Annotated in this window: 26 protein-coding genes, 1 tRNA gene and 1 pseudogene; 17 read left to right on the top strand and 11 right to left on the bottom strand. The window is 69.2% G+C overall.

Features of this window, described 5'->3' with window-relative positions; translation table 11 throughout:
* Window positions 1-64 precede the first annotated feature (64 nt).
* Both A5702_RS25790 and A5702_RS15940 read left to right on the top strand, forming a co-directional pair.
* Window positions 65-409: pseudogene (locus A5702_RS25790) on the top strand (hypothetical protein); the annotation flags it as partial.
* A gap of 84 nt (window positions 410-493) precedes the next feature.
* Window positions 494-958: a GatB/YqeY domain-containing protein gene (locus A5702_RS15940; protein WP_055399910.1), complete on the top strand. Its 465-nt coding sequence runs from the start codon at window positions 494-496 to the stop codon at window positions 956-958.
* Here the strand turns inward: A5702_RS15940 and A5702_RS15935 are convergent.
* From A5702_RS15935 to A5702_RS15925, 3 genes are all read right to left on the bottom strand, one after another.
* Window positions 942-2651 carry a selenocysteine-specific translation elongation factor gene (locus A5702_RS15935; RefSeq protein ID WP_068221840.1) on the bottom strand — a complete coding sequence of 570 codons (1710 nt, stop codon included), beginning with the start codon at window positions 2649-2651 and terminating at the stop codon, window positions 942-944. The genes A5702_RS15940 and A5702_RS15935 overlap by 17 nt on opposite strands.
* Window positions 2639-3919 (bottom strand): L-seryl-tRNA(Sec) selenium transferase, encoded by a 1281-nt coding sequence (gene selA / locus A5702_RS15930; protein WP_068221838.1) that lies wholly within the window; start codon window positions 3917-3919, stop codon window positions 2639-2641. The genes A5702_RS15935 and selA overlap by 13 nt, the downstream gene beginning before the upstream one ends.
* Before the next feature lie 18 nt (window positions 3920-3937).
* Window positions 3938-4032 (bottom strand) — tRNA-Sec (locus A5702_RS15925).
* A gap of 27 nt (window positions 4033-4059) precedes the next feature.
* On the opposite strand from A5702_RS15925, the gene selD reads away from it, so the two are divergent.
* The 10 genes from selD to A5702_RS25785 all read left to right on the top strand — a co-directional run bounded on the left by selD (window position 4060) and on the right by A5702_RS25785 (window position 15317).
* A complete protein-coding gene (gene selD / locus A5702_RS15920; protein ID WP_055399963.1) occupies window positions 4060-5052 on the top strand; it encodes a selenide, water dikinase SelD in 993 nt (330 codons plus the stop codon).
* 40 nt (window positions 5053-5092) lie between these two features.
* Window positions 5093-8410, top strand: a complete 3318-nt coding sequence (gene fdh / locus A5702_RS15910) for a formate dehydrogenase (RefSeq protein WP_082956082.1) — start codon at window positions 5093-5095, stop codon at window positions 8408-8410.
* A complete protein-coding gene (locus A5702_RS15905; protein WP_068221832.1) occupies window positions 8373-9335 on the top strand; it encodes a 4Fe-4S dicluster domain-containing protein in 963 nt (320 codons plus the stop codon). The genes fdh and A5702_RS15905 overlap by 38 nt, the downstream gene beginning before the upstream one ends.
* Window positions 9311-10402, top strand: coding sequence for an NrfD/PsrC family molybdoenzyme membrane anchor subunit (nrfD, locus tag A5702_RS15900; protein ID WP_082956081.1), 1092 nt, complete (start codon window positions 9311-9313; stop codon window positions 10400-10402). The genes A5702_RS15905 and nrfD overlap by 25 nt, the downstream gene beginning before the upstream one ends.
* A 46-nt stretch (window positions 10403-10448) precedes the next feature.
* Window positions 10449-11435: an LLM class F420-dependent oxidoreductase gene (locus tag A5702_RS15895; RefSeq protein WP_068221830.1), complete on the top strand. Its 987-nt coding sequence runs from the start codon at window positions 10449-10451 to the stop codon at window positions 11433-11435.
* A gap of 178 nt (window positions 11436-11613) precedes the next feature.
* Window positions 11614-12543 (top strand): SRPBCC family protein, encoded by a 930-nt coding sequence (locus A5702_RS15890; RefSeq protein WP_068221856.1) that lies wholly within the window; start codon window positions 11614-11616, stop codon window positions 12541-12543.
* A complete protein-coding gene (locus tag A5702_RS15885; RefSeq protein ID WP_055399924.1) occupies window positions 12540-13712 on the top strand; it encodes a zinc-dependent alcohol dehydrogenase in 1173 nt (390 codons plus the stop codon). Before A5702_RS15890 ends, A5702_RS15885 begins: the two co-directional genes overlap by 4 nt.
* Before the next feature lie 16 nt (window positions 13713-13728).
* Window positions 13729-14283, top strand: a complete 555-nt coding sequence (locus A5702_RS15880; RefSeq protein ID WP_067901452.1) for a type 1 glutamine amidotransferase domain-containing protein — start codon at window positions 13729-13731, stop codon at window positions 14281-14283.
* 99 nt (window positions 14284-14382) lie between these two features.
* Entirely contained in the window at window positions 14383-15072 is a 690-nt protein-coding gene (locus A5702_RS15875) for a HemK2/MTQ2 family protein methyltransferase (RefSeq protein ID WP_068221828.1), read from the top strand.
* Complete coding sequence (locus A5702_RS25785; protein ID WP_231965063.1) at window positions 15069-15317, top strand: CDGSH iron-sulfur domain-containing protein; 249 nt, start codon at window positions 15069-15071, stop codon at window positions 15315-15317. Before A5702_RS15875 ends, A5702_RS25785 begins: the two co-directional genes overlap by 4 nt.
* Here the strand turns inward: A5702_RS25785 and A5702_RS15870 are convergent.
* The 6 genes from A5702_RS15870 to A5702_RS15845 are packed head-to-tail and all read right to left on the bottom strand — an operon-like array spanning window position 15265 to window position 20874.
* Window positions 15265-16284, bottom strand: a complete 1020-nt coding sequence (locus A5702_RS15870; protein WP_068221854.1) for an iron-containing redox enzyme family protein — start codon at window positions 16282-16284, stop codon at window positions 15265-15267. The genes A5702_RS25785 and A5702_RS15870 overlap by 53 nt on opposite strands.
* Window positions 16285-16330: 46 nt before the next feature.
* On the bottom strand, window positions 16331-18544 hold the full coding sequence (locus tag A5702_RS15865; protein WP_068221826.1) for a SpoIIE family protein phosphatase: 2214 nt from the start codon (window positions 18542-18544) through the stop codon (window positions 16331-16333).
* Complete coding sequence (locus A5702_RS15860; RefSeq protein WP_055399930.1) at window positions 18541-19167, bottom strand: SpoIIE family protein phosphatase; 627 nt, start codon at window positions 19165-19167, stop codon at window positions 18541-18543. The genes A5702_RS15865 and A5702_RS15860 overlap by 4 nt, the downstream gene beginning before the upstream one ends.
* Window positions 19160-19570, bottom strand: coding sequence for an anti-sigma regulatory factor (locus A5702_RS15855; protein WP_055399933.1), 411 nt, complete (start codon window positions 19568-19570; stop codon window positions 19160-19162). The genes A5702_RS15860 and A5702_RS15855 overlap by 8 nt, the downstream gene beginning before the upstream one ends.
* Complete coding sequence (locus A5702_RS15850; protein ID WP_055399935.1) at window positions 19560-19949, bottom strand: STAS domain-containing protein; 390 nt, start codon at window positions 19947-19949, stop codon at window positions 19560-19562. Before A5702_RS15850 ends, A5702_RS15855 begins: the two co-directional genes overlap by 11 nt.
* 22 nt (window positions 19950-19971) lie before the next feature.
* The gene (locus tag A5702_RS15845; protein WP_055399936.1) at window positions 19972-20874 is read right to left on the bottom strand and encodes an STAS domain-containing protein; all 903 of its coding nucleotides are present in this window, start codon (window positions 20872-20874) and stop codon (window positions 19972-19974) included.
* 163 nt (window positions 20875-21037) lie between these two features.
* On the opposite strand from A5702_RS15845, the gene A5702_RS15840 reads away from it, so the two are divergent.
* Window positions 21038-21406, top strand: coding sequence for an STAS domain-containing protein (locus A5702_RS15840; RefSeq protein ID WP_156349423.1), 369 nt, complete (start codon window positions 21038-21040; stop codon window positions 21404-21406).
* Between the two features lie 161 nt (window positions 21407-21567).
* Window positions 21568-22068 carry a DUF6328 family protein gene (locus A5702_RS15835; RefSeq protein WP_055399940.1) on the top strand — a complete coding sequence of 167 codons (501 nt, stop codon included), beginning with the start codon at window positions 21568-21570 and terminating at the stop codon, window positions 22066-22068.
* Here A5702_RS15835 and A5702_RS15830 read toward each other — a convergent pair.
* Window positions 22036-22728: an HAD family hydrolase gene (locus A5702_RS15830; protein WP_068221824.1), complete on the bottom strand. Its 693-nt coding sequence runs from the start codon at window positions 22726-22728 to the stop codon at window positions 22036-22038. The two genes, A5702_RS15835 and A5702_RS15830, sit on opposite strands and share 33 nt — an antisense overlap.
* A 281-nt stretch (window positions 22729-23009) precedes the next feature.
* On the opposite strand from A5702_RS15830, the gene A5702_RS15825 reads away from it, so the two are divergent.
* From A5702_RS15825 to A5702_RS15815, 3 genes are all read left to right on the top strand, one after another.
* A complete protein-coding gene (locus A5702_RS15825; protein WP_369817922.1) occupies window positions 23010-23207 on the top strand; it encodes a hypothetical protein in 198 nt (65 codons plus the stop codon).
* An 80-nt stretch (window positions 23208-23287) separates the two neighbouring features.
* Window positions 23288-23578, top strand: coding sequence for a hypothetical protein (locus A5702_RS15820; RefSeq protein ID WP_156669648.1), 291 nt, complete (start codon window positions 23288-23290; stop codon window positions 23576-23578).
* A 75-nt stretch (window positions 23579-23653) separates the two neighbouring features.
* The gene (locus A5702_RS15815; RefSeq protein ID WP_055399948.1) at window positions 23654-23956 is read left to right on the top strand and encodes a DUF4193 domain-containing protein; all 303 of its coding nucleotides are present in this window, start codon (window positions 23654-23656) and stop codon (window positions 23954-23956) included.
* A gap of 69 nt (window positions 23957-24025) precedes the next feature.
* On the opposite strand, the gene A5702_RS15810 is transcribed toward A5702_RS15815, so the two are convergent.
* Window positions 24026-24601: a hypothetical protein gene (locus tag A5702_RS15810; RefSeq protein WP_068221820.1), complete on the bottom strand. Its 576-nt coding sequence runs from the start codon at window positions 24599-24601 to the stop codon at window positions 24026-24028.
* Window positions 24602-24660: the final 59 nt, after the last annotated feature.

The following is a 24660-nucleotide window of genomic DNA, read 5'->3' as shown; positions in this document are numbered from 1 at the left end:
GCGAGGGTGCAGCAGCGTGGACTTGCCGTGATCGACGTGCCCGGCGGTGGCTATGACGAACATGCCCGCACCGCCGCAACTGGTTCCGGGAGCGGTCAAGCCCGGCATCATCCCGCTGCGACCGCTGACCTTGGGTGACATCTTCAACGGCGCGGTCGGCTACGTCCGGGCCAACCCCAAGGCGACGTTGGGGCTGACCGCCATCGTGGTGGTGATCATCCAGATCGTCACGAAGGTGGCCGTCTTCGGGCCGTTGGCGGCCTACGGCCGGTTTTCGAGCGGCCACGGCAAGGAGCTGACCACTGGAGTGATCGGCGCCTGGTTCACGTCGATGGGCGCCGGCGTGGTGGTCGCCTGGCTGGGCGGCATGCTGCTGTCGGGCATGCTCACCGTCATCGTCGGGCGGGCCCGTCGTTCATCATGGGCTCCATCCTGTCGGTGGTCCGGGCATTTCTCAATCGTGGCGAGGCCGGCGGCGCGTAGCGTCTCTGCCATGGCCGAACTCAAATCCCGGCTGCGGGCCGACCTGACCGATGCGATGAAGAGCAAGGACAAGCTGCGAACGGCGACCCTGCGGTTACTGCTCGCCGCGATCCAAACCGAGGAAGTCTCCGGCAAACAGGCCCGGGACCTTTCCGACGACGAAGTGATCAAGGTGCTGGCGAGGGAATCCCGCAAACGCGCCGAGTCGGCGGAGATCTACACCCAGAACGGCCGCGGGGAGCTCGCCGCCAACGAGCATGCCGAGGCGCGGATCATCGACGAATACCTGCCCACGCCGCTGACCGAGGCCGAGGTGGCCGACGTCGCCGACACCGCGATCGCCCAGGTCGCCGAGGAAATCGGTGAGCGCCCGGGCATGAAGCAGATGGGTCTGGTGATGAAGGCGGCCACCGCGATCGCGGCCGGCAAGGCCGACGGGGCTCGCCTGTCGGCGGCCGTCAAGGAGCGGCTCTAGCCAGCACCACCCGGGTGCCGTCCGCGGCGCGCCTGGTGACGCGCCGGGCGTCGAGCTGCTCGAGCAGCGGCACGGCGACCCGGCGGGTGGTGCCCAGCGCGCGGCGCGCGTCGCTGACGGTGAACGGTTGCGGCAGCGTCGCCAGGACGCCGGCCGCCCGGTCCAGCGCGCCGGACCCCAGCACGACGCCGTCGGCGATCCGGGTCAGCCGGCCGGCGCGCACCGCGGCGGCCAGCTCGCGGGGGCCGAGCTTGAGGTCCGCGAGCTCGTCGGCCTCCGGCGCCCGAAAAGGCTCGGCGGCCAACCACTCCTCGACCGCGCGCACCGCCTTGTCGACGCGGGCCGGCAGGCCCGCGCCCGGCGCGCGGACCAACCCGTCGACCACCTCCAGGCCGGTGCCCTCGAGCAGCTTCGGTAGCAGTTCGGCGGCGGGCAGCCCCACCCGCTGCCGCAGCGTCTCCAGCGGCATTCCCGCCGCGACGTCGTGCTCGTCCGCCCAGCGCCGCACCGCCGCCGTCGCGCACTCGCGCCGCCCGGCCCACCACTGCGGGTCGACCACCCAGTCCCCCACCCGGAGCCCGGCCAGCGGCAGGCCCATGGCCCGCAGCTCGACCGCGCGGGCGCACTCGGGCGGGCGGATCCGGCCGGTCGCCAGCTCCGCGGCGCGATCGCGGGCGGCGCCCCGCCGGCGCAACGCCGGCGGCCGGACGTCGAGCACCCGGATGCCCGCCGCGATCCGGTGCTCGCCCGGGTCGCGTAGCAACCCGACATCCCCGACCCGCAGCGGCAGGGGCCTCGCGAGGCGTAGCCGGGCCGCGGCCGCTCCCAGCTGACGCACCTGGACCGGCACGGCCGCGGACCCGACATGCAACACCAACTGGCGATGCAAGCCGTCGGCGGCCGTCAGGGCGACGTCGATCTCCGCGGTGTCCAGCCACGCCCCGGGCGTGCGGACGGTGTCCCCGCGACCGACGTGCTCGCGGTCCACGCCGCGCAGGTTCAGCGCGACGCGCGCCACCGCGCCGACCGCCGGTTGGTCGCGGCCCAGCGATTGCACGCCGCGCACCGTCACGCGCCGGCCGGCCTGTTCCAGCTCGTCGCCCACCCGGATCGTGCCCGCGGCCAGGGTGCCGGTCACCACCGTGCCGGCGCCCCGGACGGTGAAGCTGCGGTCGACCCACAGCCGCACGTCGGCGTCCGGGTCCGGGACCGGCAGCCGGTCGGTCAGCGCCAGCAGCTCCGCGCGCACCCGCTCCAGGTCGGTGCCGACCGCGACGGGCGCGCCCGCGAGCGAGGTGGCGGCGAACCGTTCGCGCGCCTGCGCGATGGCCGGGCCGGGATCGGCCAGGTCGGCCTTGCTGATCACCAGCAGCGCGTGGCGCACCCCGAGGGCGTGCAGCGCCGCGAGGTGTTCCTCGGACTGCGGCATCCAGCCCTCGGTCGCGGCGACGACGAACATGACGGCCGGCACCGCCCCCACGCCGGCGAGCATGTTGGCCACGAACCGTTCGTGGCCGGGAACGTCGACGAACGCCAGCTGGCGGCCACCCAGCTCGGTCCACGCGAAGCCGAGGTCGATGGTCAGGCCGCGGCGTTGCTCCTCGGCCAGCCGGTCGGGCCGCATGCCGGTGAGCCGGTGCAGCAGCGTGGACTTGCCGTGATCGACGTGCCCGGCGGTGGCTATGACGAACATGCCCGCACCGCCGCGGCCAGCAGCGCGTCGTCCTCGGCCGCCACCGTGCGCAGGTCGAGCAGGCAGCGGCCCCCCTCGAGGCGGCCGACGACGGGCGGGCTGGCGGCGCGCAGCGCGGCGGCGTAGGACTCGGGCAGGCTCACGGCGGCGCTGGGCAGCCGGACGTCCGGCGCGCCGCCGCCGCCAACGGCCGCGAAGCAGTCCACCGCCTCGGCGCCCGGCAGCGCGGCGGCGAGCGTCTCCGCACGGGCCCGCAGCTCCGCGACGTCGACCACCAACGCCTCGGCGACCGGCGTCGGCGGGCCGGTCAGCGTCGCTTCCAGCGCGGCCAGCGTCAGCTTGTCGACCCGCAGTGCGCGCGCCGCAGGGTGGCGGCGCAGTCGCTCGATCAGCTCGGCGTCACCCAGCAGCAGGCCGGCCTGCGGGCCGCCGAGCAGCTTGTCACCGCTCGCGGTGACCAGGTCGGCGCCGTCGCGCAGCGTCGTCGTCGCGTCGGGCTCGTCGGGCAGCAAGGGGTGCGGCGAGAGCAGCCCGGAGCCGATGTCGACGACCAGGGTCACCCCAAGGTTCGCCAGCTCCGCGACGCCGACGGCCGAGGTGAACCCGGTGACGTGGAAGTTCGACGGGTGCACCTTGAGCACGAAGCCGGTCTGTGGCCCGATCGCCTCGGCGTAGTCGCGCAGGCTGGTGCGGTTGGTGGTGCCGACCTCGCGCAGCCGCGATCCGGCCGAGGCCAGCAGCTCGGGGATGCGGAAGCCGTCGCCGATTTCGACGAGCTCGCCGCGGCTGAGCACGATCTCCTTGCCCGGGGCCAGCGTGAGCGCGGTCAGCAGCAGCGCGGCGGCGTTGTTGTTGACCACGTGCACGCCGCCGGCGGTGGGCACCGCCCGGGACAGCGCCGCCAGCGCGGCCCGCCCGCGGCGGCCCCGCCGCCCCGTCGCCAGGTCCAGCTCGACGTCCGTGGTGCCGGCCGCGGCGACCACGGCGTCGACGGCGGCCCGCGACAGCGGCGCCCGCCCCAGGTTCGTGTGCACGACCACGCCGGTGGCGTTGATGACGGGGCGCAGGCTCGACGCGGTGGCTGGCAGGGCGGCGACGGCGTGCTCGGCGACCCGATCGGGCTCGATCTCCCCGGCGCGCGCCCGCTGCTGCGCGTCGGCGATCACCGACTTCACCAGCGCGCGGCCCAGCAGCCGCTGGGCTTCGACCAGGCGCGGATCGGCGAGCAGGGTGTCGGTGCGCGGCACCCGCCGACGCGGGTCGCTCACGTCACGCTCGAGGGAATATGGCGGAGGCGGACGGGAATCGAACCCGCCAGCGGCAGCGTCTGCCGTTCGACGGTTTTGAAGACCGCGCCGGTCACCAGACCGGACACGCCTCCTCGGACCATGCCGACCATTATGTATCCGTGGCCTACCGACTAACCCAGTACGCCCACGGCGGCGGCTGCGCGTGCAAGATCCCGCCCGGTGAGCTGGAGGACGTGGTCCGCGGGCTGGGCGCGAGCGCACCGCGCGACCCGGCCGGCGAGCTGCTGGTGGGCCTGGACCACGGCGACGACGCCGCGGTGGTGCGCCTGCAGAACGGCACGGCGGTGATCGCGACGACGGACTTCTTCACCCCGGTGGTCGACGACGCGTACGACTGGGGCCGCATCGCGGCCACCAACGCGTTGTCCGACGTGTATGCGATGGGCGGCCGCCCGGTGGTCGCGCTGAATTTGCTGGGCTGGCCCCGCGATGTGTTGCCGTTCGAGCTGGCGGCCGAGACGCTGCGCGGCGGGCTGGACGTCTGCGGCCTGGCCGGTTGCCACCTCGCCGGCGGGCACAGCGTCGACGACCCGGAACCCAAATACGGGCTCGCCGTCACCGGGATCGCGGATCCGAACCGGTTGCTGCGCAACGACTCCGGCAAGCCCGGCACGCCGTTGTCGTTGACCAAGCCGCTGGGCGTCGGCGTGTTGAACAGCAGGCACAAGGCCACCGGTGAGCGCTTCGAACAGGCGATCGCCGCGATGACGACGCTCAACGCGGCGTCCGCCGCGGCCGCGCTGGCCGCGGGCGTCGAATGTGCCACGGACGTAACCGGTTTCGGCCTGCTCGGACACCTGCACAAGCTGGCGCGGGCCAGCGGTGTGACCGCGATCGTCGAGGCGGCGGCGGTGCCGTATCTGGACGGCGCGCGGGATGCGCTGGCGGCCGGCTATGTCAGCGGGGGCACGCGACGCAACCTCGACTGGGTGGCCCCGCACGCCGACCTGTCGGCCGTCGGCGAGGACGAGGCCCTGCTACTGGCCGACGCCCAAACCTCGGGCGGGCTGCTGATCGCCGGCGAGATCCCGGGCGCGCCGGTGGTCGGGGAGCTGGTGCCGCGCGGCGAGCACACGATCATCGTCCGCTGAGCCGGGCGGTGTTTCGGCGGCCGGCACTAGGGTAAAGGTCATGGCTATGCGGAAGCTTTTCTTACAGTGGCCGGTCGTGCGTCAGCTGCGCTCGGGTGACAAGCTCGGCCGCGGGTCGGCGGTGACCTCGAAGCAGACGCGCGCCGTCACGCCGCGCACGACGACGTCCGACCGGGTGGTGCAGAGCATCTGTCCCTACTGCGCGGTCGGCTGCGGGCAGCGGGTGTACGTCACCGACGAGCGGGTGGTGCAGATCGAGGGCGACCCGGACTCGCCGATCTCACGAGGTCGCCTGTGCCCCAAGGGCGCCGCCAGCGAGCAGCTGGTGAACTCGCCGGGCCGGCAGCTGCACGTGCTCTACCGTCCGCCGAGGGCGACCGAATGGCAACCGCTGGACCTCGAGACCGCGATCGACATGGTCGCCGACCGCTTCGTCGAGGCCCGCCGGCACGCCTGGCAGGACATCGACAAAAAGGGCCATCCGCTGCGGCGCACCATGAAGATCGCCGCCCTCGGCGGCGCCACCCTGGACAACGAAGAGAACTACATCATCAAGAAGCTCTTCACCGCCGCCGGCGCCATTCAGATCGAGAACCAAGCTCGCATTTGACACAGTTCCACGGTTCCCGGTCTGGGGACCTCCTTCGGGCGCGGTGGCGCCACTCAATCACTGCAAGACATGGCCAACGCCGACTGCATCGTCATCCAGGGCTCCAACATGGCGGAATGTCATCCGGTCGGCTTCCAATGGGTCGAGGAGGCAAGAGCAAACGGCGCCAAGGTCATTCACGTCGACCCACGCTTCACCCGTACCTCGGCAGTTTCGGACAAGCACATTCCGATCCGGGCCGGCTCTGACGTGGTGCTGCTCGGCGCGCTGATCAATCACGTCATCAGCAATGACTTGTGGTTCAAAGACTACGTCGTCGCATATACCAACGCCGCCACCCTGATCAACGAAAACTACCGTGACACAGAGGATCTGGGCGGCGTGTTCTCCGGTTACGATCCCGAGACCGGGCAGTACGACACGTCGACGTGGGCCTACGCCGGACAAGAAGAGGGTGAGCAACGGCAAGAGCACGGCGCCAGCGCGTCCGCCCGCGCCGCCGGCGATGTGCACGGTAGCGGCGGTCCGCCGCTGCCGCACGCCCGCGTGCAGCGCGACGAGACCCTGCAGCATCCCCGAACGGTGTTTCAGATCGTCAAGCGACATTACGCCCGCTACACGCCGGAGATGGTGCGTGACGTCTGCGGCATCAGCACCGAGGACTTCCATTACCTCGCGCGCACCATTGCGGCGAACTCCGGCCGCGAGCGCACCACCTGTTTCGCCTACGCCGTCGGCTGGACTCAACACACGCTGGGGGCCCAATTCATCCGCACCGCAACGATTTTGCAGCTACTGCTGGGCAACGTCGGCCGCCCGGGCGGCGGCATCATGGCGCTGCGCGGGCACGCCACGATCCAAGGCTCGACCGACATCCCGACATTGTTCAACCTGCTGCCGGGCTACCTGTCGATGCCGAAGGCCGGTGTGCACGACACCTTCGACGAGTACATCAAAGCGGTCGGACCGAAGAACCAGAAAGGTTTCTGGGCCGACGCCGACACCTACATCGTCAGCCTGCTCAAGGCGTGGTGGGGCGAGGCGGCCACCAAGGACAACGACTGGGCCTACGACTACCTGCCGCGGCTGTCCGGTCCGCACGGCACGTACCAGACCGTCATGTCGATGCTCGACGACGATGTCGACGGCTACTTCCTGCTCGGCCAGAACCCCGCCGTCGGGTCGGCGCACGGCCGACTCCAGCGCATGGGCATGTCACACCTGAAGTGGCTGGTGGTGCGCGATCTCAACATGATCGAGTCGGCGACCTTCTGGAAGGACGGCCCGGAGATCGCGTCCGGCGAGCTGAAGACGGAGGAGATCGAGACCGAGGTGTTCTTCTTCCCGGCGGCGACGCATGTCGAGAAGGCCGGCTCATTCACCCAGACCCAACGCCTCGTGCAGTGGCGGCACAAGGCGGTCGATCCGCCCGGCGACTGCCAGAGCGAATTGCAGTTCTTCGTAGAGCTGGGCAAGCGAATCCGCCAGCGGCTGGCCGGCTCCACCGACCCGCGTGACCGACCACTGCTCGATCTGACGTGGGACTATCCCACCGACGAGAGCGGCGAACCCGACCCCACCGCGGTGTTGGCCGAAATCAGCGGCTGCTACCTGACGGGCCCCAAAGCCGGCCAGCCCGTCCCCGGCTATACCGAACTCGGTGCCGACGGGTCGACCTCGTGCGGATGCTGGATCTACTCGGGCGTGTACGCCGAGGGCGTCAACCAGGCCGCCCGCCGAGCGCCGCTGGGCGGGCCGAGCCCGAGTCAATCGGAGTGGGGGTGGGCCTGGCCGGCCGACCGCCGCATCCTGTACAACCGCGCCTCGGCCGACCCGGATGGCAAACCGTGGAGCGAGCGCAAGCGCTACATCTGGTGGGATGAGCAGCGCGCCCGCTGGGTCGGCGACGACGTGCCCGATTTCCCCGTCGACCGCGCCCCGCACGTCCGGCCCGATCCCGATGTCGGCGGGCCCGACGCGCTTGCCGGCGACGACCCATTCATCATGATGGCCGACGGCAAGGCGTGGCTGTTCGCGCCCAAGGGTATGGTCGACGGTCCGCTGCCCACACACTACGAACCGCAGGAGTCGCCGGTCGCGAACGCGTTGTACCCCCTGCAGCGCAACCCGGCACGAATCACGTTCCCGCGCAAGGACAATCTCAGCGCGCCCAGCGCCGGGGAACCCGGGGCCGACGTCTACCCGTACGTGTTCACCACCTACCGGCTCACCGAGCACCACACCGCCGGCGGAATGAGCCGGTGGCTGCCCTATCTCTCGGAGCTGCAACCGGAGATGTTCTGCGAGGTGTCCCCGGAGCTCGCCGCCGAACGCGGGCTGGAGCCCTACGGATGGGCCACCATCGTCTCACCCCGCGCGGCGATCGAGGCCCGGGTGCTGGTCACCAAACGCGTTGCGCCACTGATTGTCAACGGCCACACCGTGCATCAGATCGGGTTGCCATACCACTGGGGCGTCGGCGGCGACGCGGTGGTGAGCGGGGACGCGGCCAACGACCTGCTGGGCGTGACGCTCGACCCCAACGTGCAGATTCAGGAGTCGAAGGCCGGGTCGTGCGACATCCGGCCGGGGCGCCGGCCGCGCGGCGAGGACCTGCTGCGCCTGATCGCCGAGTACCAGTCGCGATCGGGTGCCACCACCGAGACCGGCAACGTGCGGATCAGCGAGGGAGTCTGGGAAGGGGGAGCCGATGGGTCAGCTGAGCGGACCGACCGACCCGACGAGTGACGCCGGCTGGGCAGAACCCAAGCCGCGCAAGGGATTCTTCACCGACACCTCCATCTGCATCGGCTGCAAGGCCTGCGAGGTCGCGTGCAAGGAGTGGAACCGCAACCCGCGCGACGGGGACCTGGAGCTGCTGGGCTCGTCCTACGACAACACCGGATCGCTGGGCGCCAGCACCTGGCGGCACGTGGCGTTCATCGAGCAGGGCCGCGACCGGATCGGACAGGCGCGCGAATCGGGCCGCGCCCTCATCGATTTGGGCATGCCCGCGGTCCCCCGGCCCCCCGATACCTCGCCGCCGGACACCCCCGAGTTCCGCTGGCTGATGTCGTCGGACGTGTGTAAGCACTGCACGCACGCCGGTTGTTTGGACGTCTGCCCGACGGGCGCGTTGTTCCGCACCGAGTTCGGCACCGTCGTCGTTCAGGATGACGTCTGCAACGGGTGCGGCACCTGCGTCGCGGGGTGCCCGTTCGGTGTCGTCGAACGCCGCAGCGACGGCACCTACACGACGCCGGCGCAGCGGCCGGATCGCCCGGCCGAGAAACCCGTCTCCGGGGTGGCCCAGAAGTGCACCCTGTGCTACGACCGCCTCGTCGAAGACCAGATCCCGGCGTGCGCCAAGACCTGCCCGACGACGTCGATCAAGTTCGGCGACCACGACGACCTGGTGGTCAAGGCCAGGCAACGGGTCGCCGCGCTGCATGCCCAGGGGCTCACGGAGGCCCGCCTCTACGGGGCCAACGAGCACGACGGCGTCGGCGGCACCGGGTCGATCTTCCTGCTGCTCGACGAGCCGGAGGTGTACGGGCTGCCGCCGGACCCGCGCGTGTGCACGGCCGACCTGCCGCAGATGTTCAAGCGGGCGACCATGGCCGCGGCCGGCATGGTCGGCGCGGCCGCATGGGCGTTCTGGAGGAGCCGGTGAGCACTTCGGAATTCGACAGCCTTCGCCCGCCGGAGCCGGCGGGCGGGAAGCGCAGGAAATCAAGCCGCAGGCGCCGTGGCCGCGATGAGTCGCTGATGGTTCCCGACGCCGAGTTCACCTCGTATTACGGACGTCCGGTCGTCAAGCCCGCGCCGTGGGGACCCGAGGTGGCGGCGTATCTGTTCCTGGGCGGCGTCGCGGGCGGCTCGGGGCTGCTGGCGGCCGGCGCCCAGCTCACCGGGCGAAACACGTTGCGCCGCAACACGAGGCTCTCCGCCCTGATCGCGATCGGGCTGGGCGCGGTCGCGTTGGTGAAGGACCTGGGCCGGCCGGAGCGATTCTTCAACATGCTGCGGACGGTCAAGCTGACCTCGCCGATGAGCATCGGGTCCTGGATCCTCAGCTTTTTCGGCGCCGGTATCGGGGTGGCCGCGGTGTCCGAGGTCGACCGGATGACCGGCGAACGAATCCCGTTGGGGCCGCTGCGTCCCGTCCTGCGCGCCCTGGAGGGTCCGGCCGGGCTGGAGGCCGCCGTCTTCTCGCCGCCGCTCGCCGTCTACACCGCGGTGTTGCTCACCGACACCGCCACCCCTACCTGGAACGCCGCCTACCGGGACCTGCCGTTCGTGTTCGTCAGTTCGGCAAGCCTGGCCGCCTCGGGGTTGGCGATGATCACCACCCCGGTGTCCGAGGCGGGCCCCGCGCGCACGCTGGCCGTCATCGGCGCGGTCGGCGACCTGATCTCCGCCAGGTTCACCGAGTTTCGAATGGACCCGGTGACCAGGGAACCGCTGCACCAAGGCAGGCCCGGCCGGCTCCTGGCCGCGAGCGAATGGCTCGCCGCGGCCGGCGGCCTGGGCGCATTGCTCGGCGGCGGTCACCGCGGCCTCGCGGCCCTGTCCGGGGTGACCCTGCTGACGGCGTCGGCCATGCTGAGGTTCGGCTTCTTCGAGGCGGGACTGGCGTCGACCCGCGATCCGCGCTACACGATCGAGCCGCAGAAGCGCAGGCTGGCGGCGCGCCGCGCGGCGGGCATCACGGGAGACTCGATCACCACCGCGGACTGAGCGAAGCGGCGGTTTGCGTATCGCGCGCCGGGGTACGTATAAGGGCATGACGAATTTCGGCTACACTCTGATGACCGAGCAGAGTGGGCCCAAATACCTTGTACGGCAAGCTGTTTCGGCCGAAGAGCGGGGATTCGACTTCGAGGTCTGCAGCGACCACTTCTCGCCCTGGCTGACGTCCCAAGGCCACGCGCCGAACGCCTGGGCGGTGCTGGGCGCGGTCGCGCACGCCACCGAGCGGGTGGACCTCTACACCTACGTCACGTGCCCGACGATGCGGTACCACCCCGCGATCGTCGCGCAGCAGGCCGCCACCGTGCAGATCCTGTCCGACGGCCGGTTCACCCTGGGCCTGGGCAGCGGCGAGAACCTCAACGAACACGTCGTCGGCAAGGGTTGGCCCACCGTCGAGCGCCGCCAGGACATGCTCCGCGAGGCCATCAAGATCATCCGCGAGCTGTTCGGCGGCCAGCTGGTGAACTTCACCGGCGAATACTTCCGGGTGGACTCTGCGCGCCTGTGGGACGTGCCCGAGGTCCCGGTCGGCATCGCGGTGGCGATGGCCGGTGCCAAGGGCATCGAAAGATTCGGCAGGCTGGCCGACCACTTCGTCGCGGTGGAACCCGACGGCGAGCTCGTCGACGCCTGGCACGCCGCGCGCCAGGCCGCCAATCTGGCCGGTGGGGGCCGCGTCGTGGGCCAGATCCCGGTGTGCTGGGACCCCGACCGCGACGCCGCGGTCAAGCGCGCCCACGAGCAGTTCCGCTGGTTCGCCGGCGGCTGGAAGGTCAACGCCGACCTGCCGACCCCGGCCGGTTTCGCCGGCGCCACCCAATTCGTCCGGCCCGAGGACGTCGCCGACTCCATCCCCTGCGGACCCGACCTCGACGCCATCGTCGAGGCGGTCCGGCCGTACTGGGAGGCCGGGTTCACCGACATCGCACTGGTGCAGGTCGGCGGCGAATCGCAGGATCTCTTTCTGAAAGAAGCCGCCGAACCTTTGCTTGCCGCGCTGCGCGAGGCAGCAAACTAATCCAGGTTTGGCCCGTATCTGCCCGGGTATCCGCCTTCAATCGTGCGCAGCCGCCCGTACGGGCCGGCGGGGCGCGCGGATACCGGCTAGCAGCGCCGACTACCCGTGACCTGCAAAGCGGCTATCTTGCAGCAACTTTGCCCGAAATGTGTTCGCCGAACGGCAAGGAGTGTTGACGATGGGCGATCGATCCGCCAGTACCACCTCCGCTTTGGTCAAGGCGCTCAGCGGCGCCAGTTTCGGGCTAGGTCTGACCGAGTTGGTCGCGCCCGGAAAGGTTGCTGCGATCGCGGGCGTGGACGACACCGCCCGGTCGCGCGGGGTCATCCGCGCGCTGGGCGCGCGGGAATGCGGCCACGGCGCGGCGCTGTTGGGTGGCCCCGAGAAGCTGGTATGGACCCGGGTGGCCGGCGACGTCCTGGATGTGGCGTTGTTGGTGGCCGGGGTGGCCGCCCGCGGCCCCGGGCGGCGACGGCGGGGCGCGATCTCGACCGCCCTGCTCGCGGGGATCGGGGGGCTCGACCTCTACACGGCCCTGCGCACGACCAACGGCGGCGGCCGGCACCTCAATGGCGCCCGGCATCGCACCCTGCGCGCCGCCGTCACCGTGCGGCGCCCGCCCGAGGAGGTGTACCGGTTCTGGCGCGACCTGGAAAACCTGCCGAGCTTCATGCACCACCTCGAGTCGGTCACCTCCGGCGCCGACGGACAGTCGCGGTGGGTCGCCAACGCCCCGGCCGGACAGTCGGTGCAGTGGGACGCGCAGATCACCGAGGACGACCCCGACAAGCGGATCGCCTGGCAGTCGCTGCCCGGCTCGGCGATCGAAAACGGCGGCAGCGTCGAATTCACGCCCACCGCCACCGGCGACGGCACCGAGGTCCGGGTCAGCATCGGCTACCACATCCCGGGTGGCCTGTTCGGCAAGGCGGCGGCGAGCTTGTTCGGGGAGTCCCCGGAGCAACAGGTCAACGACGACCTCCGGCGTTTCAAACAGATCCTCGAAACCGGGCAGGTGCTGCGTTCGGACGGGTCCCCCGAGGGGACGGCGGCGGTCCGGCAGATGCATCAGCAGCCCGCTCAACCGAATGAAGGAGCCAGCGTATGAGGGCCACCGTGTGGGCGGGCCGCAACAGCGTCCAAGTCGAATCGGTTCCGGACCCCAAGATCCTCAACGATCGTGATGCCATCGTGCGCATCACCTCGACCGCGATCTGCGGTTCGGACCTTCACCTGTACGACGGTTACATCCCCACGGTGAAGCACGGCGACGTGCTGGGCCACGAATTCATGGGCGAGGTGGTCGAAGTCGGCAAGGCCGTCAACAACCTCGCCGTCGGCGATCGGGTGGTGGTTCCGTTCCCGATCGCGTGCGGGGCGTGTTCCGCCTGCCAGCGTGACCTGTACTCGCTGTGCGAGAACTCCAACCCCAACGCCGGCATCGCCGAAAAGTTCATGGGCCACTCACCGGCCGGGCTGTTCGGCTATTCGCACATGCTGGGTGGATTCGCCGGCGGCCAAGCCGAATACGCGCGGGTGCCGTTCGCCGACGTGGGACCGTTGAAGATCGAAGACGACCTCACCGACGAGCAGGTGCTGTTCCTGTCCGACATCCTGCCGACCGGCTACATGGGCGCGGAGATGTGCGGCATCACCCCCGGCGACGTCGTCGCCGTGTGGGGGGCCGGCCCGGTCGGGCTGTTCGCGATCATGAGCGCCTATCTGCTCGGAGCGGCGAAAGTCATTGCCATCGACCGCGTTCCGTATCGTCTCGAGCTGGCCCAACAGATCGGCGCCACCGCGGTCAACTTCGCCGAGACGTCGGTCCTCGAGGAACTGCGGGACATCACCGCCGGGCGGGGTCCCGACCATTGCATCGACGCCGCCGGCATGGAAGCGCGCAGCGGCTCCGCCCCGGTGGACGCCTACGACCGCGTCAAGCAGGCCGCGCGCCTGGAAACCGAACGCCCACACGCCATTCGGGAGGCGGCGATGAGTTGCCGCAACGGCGGCACCCTGTCGATCGTCGGGGTGTACGGCGGCATGATGGACAAGTTCCCGATCGGCGCGGTCATGAACCGGTCGCTGACCATCAAGACCGGTCAGTGTCACGTGCACCGCTACATGCGCCCGCTGCTGGACCGGATTCGCAAGGGCGAGATCGACCCGACCATCATCGTCAGCCACCACCTGAGCCTCGACCAGGCGCCCCACGGCTACGAGATCTTCAAGAACAAAGAGGATCGATGCACCAAAGTCATCCTCAATCCCACGTGATAAAAGGGGAATAGTCATGGCAAATGAATTGCAGGGCAAGAAAGTCGCCATTCTCGCGGCCGACGGCGTGGAGAAGGTGGAACTCGAACAACCCCGCGCGGCGCTGCAAGAGGCCGGCGCGCAAGTCGAGCTGCTTTCGCTGAAGACCGGAGAAATACAGGCCCGCAACCACGATCTCGAACCTGCCGGAACTTTCCCGGTCGACCGTGCGGTGAAAGATTCTTCGGCAGCCGAATTCGACGGCCTGGTGCTTCCCGGCGGCACGGTGAATCCGGACAAGTTGCGGATGGATGGCGACGCGGTCGACTTCGTGCGGGAGTTCGTCGGCTCCGGCAAGCCGGTTGCCGCGATCTGTCACGGCCCGTGGACGCTGGTGGAAGCCGGTGTGGCAGAGGGCCGCACGCTCACGTCGTACCCCTCGATCCGCACCGACCTTCGCAACGCCGGCGCCAACGTGGTGGATCAGGAGGTCGTCGTGGACGGCAACCTGATCACCAGCCGTTCACCGAAGGACCTGCCGGCATTCTGCGCTGCCATTGTCAAGCAATTCGCCCATGCGGCCGCGAGTTAACGAAGGAATGGCGATTGCCCCGCCGTTTGAACCCATCGGTTTGCGGGCATTACACAGGCCAAGCAGTGATCGCCCCGGCGATCCGTCGAAAGGCCAAAGTTGACCACAACATATCCAGGACCCGCCGTCTCGGCTGTTGCCAACGTTTATCAGCCGCAGGAGGATTCCCGATTGCTGGTGGAGGTAATGTGGGAAAGCGGGCTCATTTCAGGACGGCGTGTCCTCGATCTGTGTACGGGTAGTGGATTCGTCGCGATTGCCGCCGCCGAGATGGGCGGCGAGGACGTGACGGCTTTCGACATCTGCCCGAACGCGGTGGGTTGTTCGCGCGGCAACGCGGCCGCCGCCGGCGTGAATGTCGATGTCCGCAAGGGGACATGGAGCGACGCCCTGGACTGCGCGCCGTTCGACGTGGTCGTGTCTAATCCGCCGTATGTGCCGACACCGCCCGGCGGCGACACCGAGCACATCAGTCCGAGCGCGGGCCCGTCGTGGGCCTGGAACGCCGGCGTCGACGGACGGACGGTGCTGGACCCGCTGTGCGAAGCGGCGCCAAAGTTGCTGTGCGACGGGGGTTCCCTGCTCCTCGTGCACTCGGCGCTCGCCGGTGTCCAGCAATCTCTGGATTCGCTGAAGTGGGCCGGCATGGACGCGGAAGTGGTTGCGTCCAAATGGATACCGTTCGGCCCCGTGATGACGGCGCGCGCGAACTGGTTGGAGAGCGTCGGGCTGATACCGCCCGGCCGCCGCGAAGAAGAGCTGATCGTGATCAGGGCGGACAAGCGGTGAGCGCCACGCGGGTACAGGTGGTGGCGGGCGGGCCGGTGCTGGTATCCGGCCCGGTGCGCATCGAGATGCCCAATGGTGAGGTCGTCGAGTCCGACCGGTTCATGGTGGCGATCTGCACATGCCGGCGCAGTGAACAGTATCCCTTGTGCGACACCAGTCATCGGCGATGCCGGAACCTGGAACGCCGGACGCCTAGTCCAGCGCCCGCCGCAACGACGTCCGATCCTGCTGCCACGACGCCATAACCGCGTCTGCCAACCGGTTTTCGACCGCGGCGTGCGCGCGGATACCGAACACGATGTCATGGTCGAGTTGCGGTTCCCGGGCGACCAAGTCGCCGACCACATCGATGCGCACGACGTGCTCGTGCACGGCGTCGGCCTCGACATGCTCGGCGTAGAACTCGACGCAGGCCGACGGTGCCCCCATTCGCTGCAGGGCCTGCACCATCCGGCGGGATCCGGGTGGCGACGTGATCTCGGTTGACGCGAAGTGTCCGATCGCGGCGCCGCGCAGCTCGCGGTGCAGGCCGAACAGTGACATCAGGTTCACCGCGGCCAGAGCCTCGGAGCGGACGGCATCCGCGTAAGCCAGGTACGTCGGGTCCAGATCCGCGGCCGCCATCAGATCGGCGAAGAGCTGCTGATGGAGCCGGGGACCCCGCCCGGCGCCGTACTCGTCGAATTCGATTGCCACGAAAGCCGCTTTCGCGACGCCCGTCAGCCGCGGGATCGCCCACGCGTGCGGGTCGCCCTCTTTAAGGTGATAAACCGACCGGTGCACGAAGTATTCGCGCATCTGCTGCCAGGTTCCGGTGTCGCGCAAGTAATACGACGGCCCGGTGCCGTCGACCGGTTCGACCGAAATCGCGTCCATTTCGGCGGCCGCCGTCTGGTCCGGCGGGATGGGGCCGACGTCGCGGCGCACGCCGGCCAGGAACACGCGTTCCAGTTCGCCGCGCAGCGTCAGCAGCGCCGGGTTCCATTCCCACCCGGGGTCCACGCCCGCGAAGCCCCGGTAGTGCAGCTCGTAGCACATGCACAGCGCCAGCTGTAGATCCAGGCCGTAGGGGTCCGAATCGCGGACGGACGCGCCGATTCGGGTCAGGTGGTCGTGTGACGGCGGCCCGGTCAGGGCGCGACGAACGGCGGTCGACAGCGGCCCGTGTGCCGCCGGCAGGGCGGGTTCGGTGGTGATCGATGCGCGGGTCACGCCCACGACTACCCGGTATCCGGGGGGCACAAACGGTGCCAGGCCCCTAGTCGGCCTCGGCCGGTAGCCGAAACGTCAGGTCGGCGGTGGTGCCGGTGGGGGTGCACGTCATTTCCATCGTGCTGCTCAGCGCCTGCATCAGCAGCAAGCCCCGCCCGCCGTTGCGCGGGTTTTCGTCGGGTGTCTTCCACGAGCCGTGGTCGGTGATCCGGGCGCGGACCTCGCCTTCTGCGAGTTCGGTCTCCAGCAGCATCGTGCCCGCCGGGCGTCCGGCGTATGCGTGTTCGACGCAGTTCGTGCACGCCTCGTTGACGACCAACACGATGTCGGCGGCCGAATCCTCGGGCAAACCGGCGGTGTCCAGCCAGTCGGCCAGCCGATGCCGGATGCTGAGCAATCGCTCTGCGCTGGCCTCGCTTTCAATCCGAAGCGGGGACTGCTGATGTCGGTAGATCACCATCGCCACGTCGTCGTCATACCCCGCGGCGGGGGCCAGCTCACGCAGTACGGCATCCGCGACGGAATCCAGCGGCAAGGTCGTCGTCTTCACCAGTACGGCCGCGGCACGGGCGATCCCGTCGTCGATGGACTCGTGCTTGCGTTCGACCAGTCCATCGGTGAACAGCATCAGGGTGGAGCCGGACGGCAACACGCGGCTGGTCTGCGGCCGGGGCTCCGATCGGCGGACCGCGAGCGGGACCGACGCGGCGTCGGTCAAAAATGTCGTCGTGCCCGGCTCGGACCCGACCAGCACGGCGGGCATGTGACCGGCGTTGCTGTACTGCAGAACCCCGGACTCGGTGTCGAGGATTGCCAGGAAAACGGTGGTGCAGTACGCATTCGGGATGAGTGAGGCCGCCGAGTCGAGTTGCTCGAGCAACAGCGCGGGCTCGGCCCCGTTGATCAGCAGGGCGCGCGCCGAGCTGCGCAACTGGCCCATGACCGCGGCCGCCGGCAGGCCACGGCCCACGCAGTCGCCGACGACGATCCCGATGCGATGGTCGCCGATTGGCAGCACGTCATACCAGTCGCCGCCGATCTCCAATGGCGGCACCGCCGGCTCGTAGCGCACGGCGAAGCCCGGCGGCGGCTCCAGAGTCGGCAGCAGCGCGCGCTGCAACGTCAGCGATGTCTCACGGGCACTCTCGAATTGGCGGACGTGCTGCATGGCCAGGCTGAGGTGGCCGATCAACACCGTGACCAGCAGCCGGTCTTCCGCGCTGACCCAGCGCGGCGAGCGCAGCTCCAACCACAACGCGAGGTCGCCCGCCCCGGAGAGCACCGCGACCAATCCCTGTGCCTTGCCGGGATTGTCGGGCCGCTCGACCGTCTTGGCCGTCAGCGGCAGCTGATGGCGTGCCTCCTCGAAGGTCTGGCGTAACCAGGGATCCAGCCTGCGCCAAGGCGTTTCGGACTTCTCGCCCGCCACCTGGACGGTGGGTTCGCCCTCGCCGGTCGGCCAAGAGATCGCCACCACCCGTTGCACATCGATGGCGGTGCTGCATTCGTCGAGGGTGATCGACAGTAGCTCGTCCACACTCTTGGCAACCGCCACCGCCGTCGCCAGCCGCAGGACCGCGCTTTCCCTTGCGGCGAAGGCACGTTCGGCGGTGATGTCACGGATCGTGCCCACGAAGACGTCCTGGTCGCTGCCGCTGCCCTGGACCGCGTTGATGCTCACCGTCACCCACACCAGGTGCCCGTCGCGGTGCCGGATCGGTGTCTCGTAGGCGGTGGTGCCGATGCTTTGGACCAGCGCCTGCTGTTGGCGGGCGCCCTTCTGGTCGACCAGCCACGGGTGCGGCCACCGGTAGGGCAGACCCTCAGCGGGGTAGCCGAGAATCTCGATCAGGGCGTTGTTCATCTCGATCACCGAACCCTCGTGGTCGCTGACGAAGAACCCCTCCTGCAACGAATTGACCAGTGCCGTACGGAATTTGTCGCGATCAGCCAACCCCTCGGCGCGGGCGCGCTCGCGCGCGAAGCGCCTGGTGCCGTCGAGGAAGCCGCGGGTGGCGATGTCCAGTGGGACCAGCATCTGCAGCAGGAACTCCAGCGCGACCGGCGCGTCGATCCGCACGTCCTGCGATGTCGCGAGGATCAGCTCGACGTGACGCTCGATGATCGCCAACAGGCTGACTTCCTCCTGCAGGGCCCGGCGCCCGAGCTCGTAGGCGACCGCCAAACTGTCCTCGTCACGCGCCTTCAGGTAGGTGCGCAACGCGGCCGCGTACTTGGCGTGGAAGTCGTCGTCGGTCATGCAATGGCTCCCCGATGACGGGCGGTCAGCACCATGGCATCGTCGGTTTCCTTGGCGTCTTTGCCGAGGAGCTCTTCGGCAATGACGACGGCCGGGGCCGAGAAGTCGATGTGGTCGAGGTAATCCTCGGTGATTCCGTCGGTGCTTATCACCAGCAGGTCACCCGTTCGGATCGAAACAACTTGGGCCGGCCGGATTTCCGGTATGCGGTAGCCGACGATGCCCGCGGTGAGCCGCGCACTGGATCGGATCTGGACGCCGGTTGGGGACTTGGCCACCAGGTGAGCGGTCACGTTGCCGACGCCCGTCCAAGTCAGCGTGTTGGCCGCAAAGTCCACCCGCGCCAGGGTCATTGCGACTCCCCTGGTGCCCTCGAGCACGCGGTGGCACAGCTGGATCAACACCTCGAGCCGCTCGGAGCTGGAGCGTTTCACCGCTTCGATGGCGTTCAGCGCGGCGGTTGCGGCCTCCGGGCCGTGGCCGAGGCCGTCCACGACGCCGAACAGCGCGGCCGCACCGTCGATGTCGACGGCGAGACCCCGGTCGCCGGAGACGTACTCGCTCGGCAGGGGCCGGCCCGCCCTTGCCCATTCGATGGGACCGAACCGGCCGTTGTCACGCACGGGGCGGCACCCATTTCCACATCTCGACGACCGTTCCCCGGCCGAGCGTGGACTCCACGTGCAACCTGTCCATCAGCCGGCGCGAGCCGGGCAGGCCCATCCCCAACCCGCGGCCTGTCGAGTAGCCGTCCTCCATGGCCCGCTCGATGTCGGCGATGCCCGGCCCCTCATCCTCGGCGCGCACCACCAGGGCCTTGCGGCCCTCCCGGTCGGCGACGAAGACGCGCACGGCGCCGCGGCCGGCGTAACTGGTGATGTTGCGGGCGATCTCGGAGATCGCCGTGGCGATCATCGTGACGTCGGTGAGCGAGAACCCGAGATCGAGTGCGAGGTGGTGTCCGGCTTTGCGTGCTTCGACGATGTCGTCGGGAGTGTGGATGTCGACGACGATCTCAGCCCCCACCGTCGCGCCCGATCGTCGGTTTGCGCTGTCCCAGTTGGCGATTCAGCAGGGCCAGACCCTCTTCGAGGTCGAGCGCGGTGTTCATGTCGTCGAACGCCAAGCCGAGCTGGACCATCGCGAAGGCCACCTCCGGCTGCAGGCCCACGATCACCGTGTCGGCGCCGCGCAGCCGGGTCATGTGCGCGATCGTGCGCAGCGACCGGGCCGCGAACGAGTCCATCACGTCGATGGCGGTGACGTCGACGATGATGCCCTGCGCGCGGAACCGGCTGACCCGCTCCATGAGGTCATAGCGCAGCCGCTCGGCGTCGGAGTCGCTGAGCGCGGCCTGCACCGAGGCGATGAGGATCGCACCCTGTTTGAGGATCGGTACCGGCATGGGGCGCTCGCGTTCCTGATATCTAGCCGGTCTGCTCGCCGGTGCGAGAGACCTCGTAACCCAGCAGGCGTTCGGCTTCCTCGATGCCGCCCTGCAGGTCGCCGACGGCGTTCATCTTCGACAGGTCCAGGCCGATCGTCACCAGCGTCAGGGCGATTTCGGAGGACAGGCCGGTGATGATGACGCTGGCGCCCATCAGCCCCGACGCGTCGACGGTCTGCACCAGGTGGTTGGCCACCGTGGAGTCGATCGTCGGCACACCGGTGATGTCGATGACCACCACTTTCGCGCGGTTGGCGCGGATCGCCCGCAGCAGTTGTTCGGTGACCTGGCGGGCGCGCTGGCTGTCGAGCACCCCGATGATCGGCAGGATCAGCAGCTGTTCGCGCACCTGCAGCACCGGCGTCGACAGCTCGCGGATGGCCTCCTGCTGTTGGCGGATGATGCGCTCGCGTTCCTGCACGAAGCTGACCGCCACCGTGTTGGCGATGCGGTTGGCCGCCGGCTCGTAGGCGTCCAGAACCCGGTTGAGCATCTCGAATTCGGCCTGATACTTCTCGAACAACGAGCGCGCGAGCACGTCGCGCAGCAGCAGCACGATGCCGACGACCTCGTCGGTCTCCACGCCCCGCGGAATGATGCGTTCCGACAGGTCGCGCGCGTAGGCCTGTAGCGCCTCGACGCTACCGGTCTCGAGCACCTCCACGTAGTTGTCGTAGACGGCGGTCGCCTCGGAGAACAGCTCCTCCGGTGTCATCGCGGTGAGCAGTTCGGCCTCGGTGATCCTGCGCGCCCATTCCTCGCGCAGCACGGTTCGGTTCTGCCGCAGGTGCTGGACGAGCTGGGGCAGCAGGCCCTCGCTGGATACATTGTTCACCTGTGCGGTGGCGGCCGCGCTGCTGAACTCCGCCGGCGAATCTGACATGTTGCCTCCCGAGTGCCGGTCCGCGCCCCGTCCGTATGCAGGCTCGTTTTGCGAGACTAGCGTGGGTCGTCGCGGGGCAGGTGTTGAGGGCATATTCTTCTCGCAGTTCGCAACGCAGGCTAGGCTTGCACCACACTTAATGCCCAGGGACAGAGGTTCGCCATTGTCAGCTCCTGATTCGATCACCACGTTGGTTGAGGACCATGATGGGGTGTCCGTGGTCAGTGTCAGCGGCGAAATCGATCTGGTGACGGCGCCGGCCCTGGAACAGGCCATCGGCGCGGTAGTCGCGGGCAACCCGACGGCGCTGGTCATCGACCTTTCGGCGGTGGAATTCCTCGGCTCGGTGGGCCTGAAGATCCTGGCGGCGACCTACGAGAAGCTGGGCGACGCGACGGGGTTCGGGGTGGTCGCCCGCGGCCCGGCGACCCGTCGGCCGATTCACCTGACCGGCCTGGACAAGACGTTCCCGCTGTACCCCACTCTGGACGACGCCCTGACCGCGGTGCGGGACGGCAACATCAACCGCTAGCCGGATATCGGCGTCAGCGCTTGCGCGACAACGTTTTTGGCGAATTCGGATGCCGAATGGCCGCACCGCGGTGATCAATTCGAATTCACGGCGGATAACGATTCTTGTGCCGTGGTCGTGAAACGGCGCTGGCGCATACGACAGGTGCGATGATCACGGCTATGGACGTCGACAATCCGCAAGACGACCAGCGCTGGGATAGCCGTGAGCGGGGCGAAACAGAAATCCAACGGCTGGACCGCAATTGGAACAGCCTGCTGCAGGAACTGCGGGTGGTGCAGACGGGTGTGCAGCTGCTGACCGGGTTCCTGTTGACGCTGCCGTTCCAGCAGCGTTTCGACGTCCTGGCGCCCGCCCTGCGCGACGCCTACCTGATCACCGTGGGCTGCTCGGTCGGCGCGACCGTGCTGCTGATCGCCCCGGTCGGCATGCACCGGATGCTGTTCCGCCGACACCGCCTGCAGGTGCTGGTGTCGGCCGCCCACCGGTGCGCCTACGCCGGGCTGGCGTTGCTCGGACTCGCTTTGACCGGCGTGACGGTCATCGTGTTCGCCGCCGTGGCCGGGCGCAGCCCGGCCCTGATCGCGGGAGTGTGTGCGCTGGCGCTGTTTACGTTCTTCTGGTGGCTGCTACCGCTGTTGCTCCGCACTCGCGGCATGTAGCGCGAGTTCGCCGATGCGGGTCGAGCCCAGATTCTCGAGCAGATCCTCCGGATCGGTGAAAATCGGGGACGAGCCCGCCGCCTGCAGCTCCTCGCGGGCGATGCCGCCGCTCAGCAGCCCGATGCACGGCACGCCTGCGCCCGCCGCGGCGTGCGCGTCCCACACGGCGTCCCCGATGAACACGGCGTGGCCGGCGTCGACCCCGGCCCGGTCCAGCGCGACCTGCACGATGCCGGGTTCGGGCTTGGCCATGTCGACGTCGCGCGACGACGTCGTTTCGGAAATGACGTCGTCGCAGTCGAGGACCTTGCGCAAGATCTCCAGCTCGTCGTCGGGCGCCGAGGTGGCCAGCACCACCTGCAGGCCGAGGTCGGCGACACGGCGCAGCAGTGCGCGGGCCCCGGGCAGCGGCGCCAGCAGCGGGGTGCACTCGCGGTAGAAGCGGCTGTGCCCGTCGCTCAGTCGCTCCTGCACCTCGTCCGGGGCGTCTTTGGAGAGCGTTCGCACCAGCGTGGAGCCGTCCATGCCGATGCAGCGGTGGATCTGCCAGGCGGCCACGGGCAGTCCCTCGGCGTCGAAGGCGCGTTGCCACGCGTACACGTGCAGGTAGTTGGAGTCGACCAGGCTTCCGTCGACGTCGAACAGAACGGCGGGTTTCATCTGCCCGGCATACCCAGGCCGCGGCCTGCTGACACCGCTGGCGTCGTTTGGTTATCGACGCGACGGGTAACCGCCACCCATGGTCCGCGCAGCGGCGGCCACTGCAAAGTTCCGCGGCTTGCCGCACGGATCGCCCTGATACCCAAGCCTTCTCGCAAGGAATGACGTTGAATTAGCACAAGATCGACCCAGTCGATCACCAACGAACCGCGCGGCAGCACGCCGGCGAAACCTTCACCTACGGCGCCAATGCGCCCGGGCTCGCCGGCGCGGGTGTAGCGGTGCTCGCCCTGATCGTCGGCTTGTTCTCGTTGGCGACGCGGCACTTGTCGGCGGGATTGACGGCCGTGATCCTCGCCGTCGTGCTGGGCGCGGCGAGCGCGGTGTGGCTGCGGCGCACGCACCGCAGGGTCCGGGACGCCGAGCTGGCCTGGCACACCGAGAATGCCGACCGGTCGGCCCCGCCGCCGAGCAGCTGACCCCTGTGAGCTAACGAACACCCGTCCCTGTTCGATCGCCGGGCCGTTTAACTGCGCCGATGGCCGGGTAACTGGGGAGCATGGTCGCGCCCGTTTCGTTGCGAGCAGCAAATTACCGGGGAGAGTACGAGCGTGACTTCCCCGTGCTCGCCGTCGCGGCCGTGGCGGTGTGGGCGGTCAGCCTGGCGATCGGTCTGTTCGAGTTGTTGGTCGGGCACGAAGGGGTTGCCATACCGGCGCTGATCGTGTCCATCGTCGCGCCGTGGTTGGGCTTGGCGCTCGCGCACTTACCCGCCGCCGTCCGGCAGCTGAGGCGGCTGGGCCCGCGCCGGCGCAACTTTTTTGCGCCGTCCGGTGTAACGCGCGCCTGAACGGGGTACTGCCTGCGCCACGGGATGACTACAGCAAAGTGCGTCAACCCGGCTCATCAGCAGGAAGGAACTGCCATGCCGACCGCAAGCGACTATGACGCACGCCGGGTCTCCGACATGGACGCCCAGGACAAGTCCGCGATCCGCGAATTAGCGCCGACACTGCAGGAATCGTCGATCGCGGTGGTCGACGAGGATCCCAACGATGTGGCCTTCTTCGAGCTGCCGGGCGCCGACCTGTCCGGCGAAGAGCTGTCGGTGACGGTGATTCCCCAGCGGTCCGACGAGTTCACCTGCTCGAGCTGCTTTTTGGTCCAACACCGCAGCCGGTTGCGCAGCTCGAACGGCGGGCTTCCCGTCTGCGCCGACTGCGCATAACCGACGGGCCGGTCGCGCGCGAAAACCCTTGTGCGCGCGGGGACTTGAGCGTTGAGGCCCGAAAACTGTTCACGCCTGGGCCCATTCGCGTTCGCACACGCCGCAGTGCCGGGTGACCATCGCCCAGTCCGGTTCGTCCTTGGCGGGCTCGCGGATCAGGTGCGCGGACGTGTCGCCGCAGCCGGGGCAGGTGCAGATGGCGCGGTAGGGCTCGTGCAGTTGTTGTCCCATCAGCTTCAAATTCTCCGCGCGGGTGAACGGCACGATCACCAGCGACTCGGGGCGAGGGGGCGGGTGCGGGTTGTCGAACCACAACAGACCACAGGTCACGGTCCCCACCGCCGTGAAGATGGCCAGGATCATCGTCGGGATGTCCCAGGGCCAGTTCGGCGGGATGGGCGTCACCGCGAGAACCACCAGCACCACCGAGATCAGCGCGCCGACGATGGTTCCCGGTTTGGCGAACCGGTAGCCGCCCACGTTCAGCGCGGTCCATGCCTCGATCTCCTGGCGCCGCTGCGCGATCTCAGCCAGGGTGGGGTGATCGGGGGTGCCGGCCGGGGCACGGGAGTCAGCAACGCGCCTGGCCGGTTGGCCGACCCTGCGCCGCCGCCTCTGCCCGGGCGACCGGCTTACCAGCGCCATGCGCGGTGAGCTTAATGGCAAAGCCGCCGGGTCGCAGTGTCAAATCTTGTCGCCGGCCG

The organism is Mycobacterium sp. E3339, assembly GCF_001666915.1.
Lineage (GTDB): Bacteria > Actinomycetota > Actinomycetes > Mycobacteriales > Mycobacteriaceae > Mycobacterium.
This window is presented reverse-complemented; position numbering and strand designations above follow the sequence as displayed.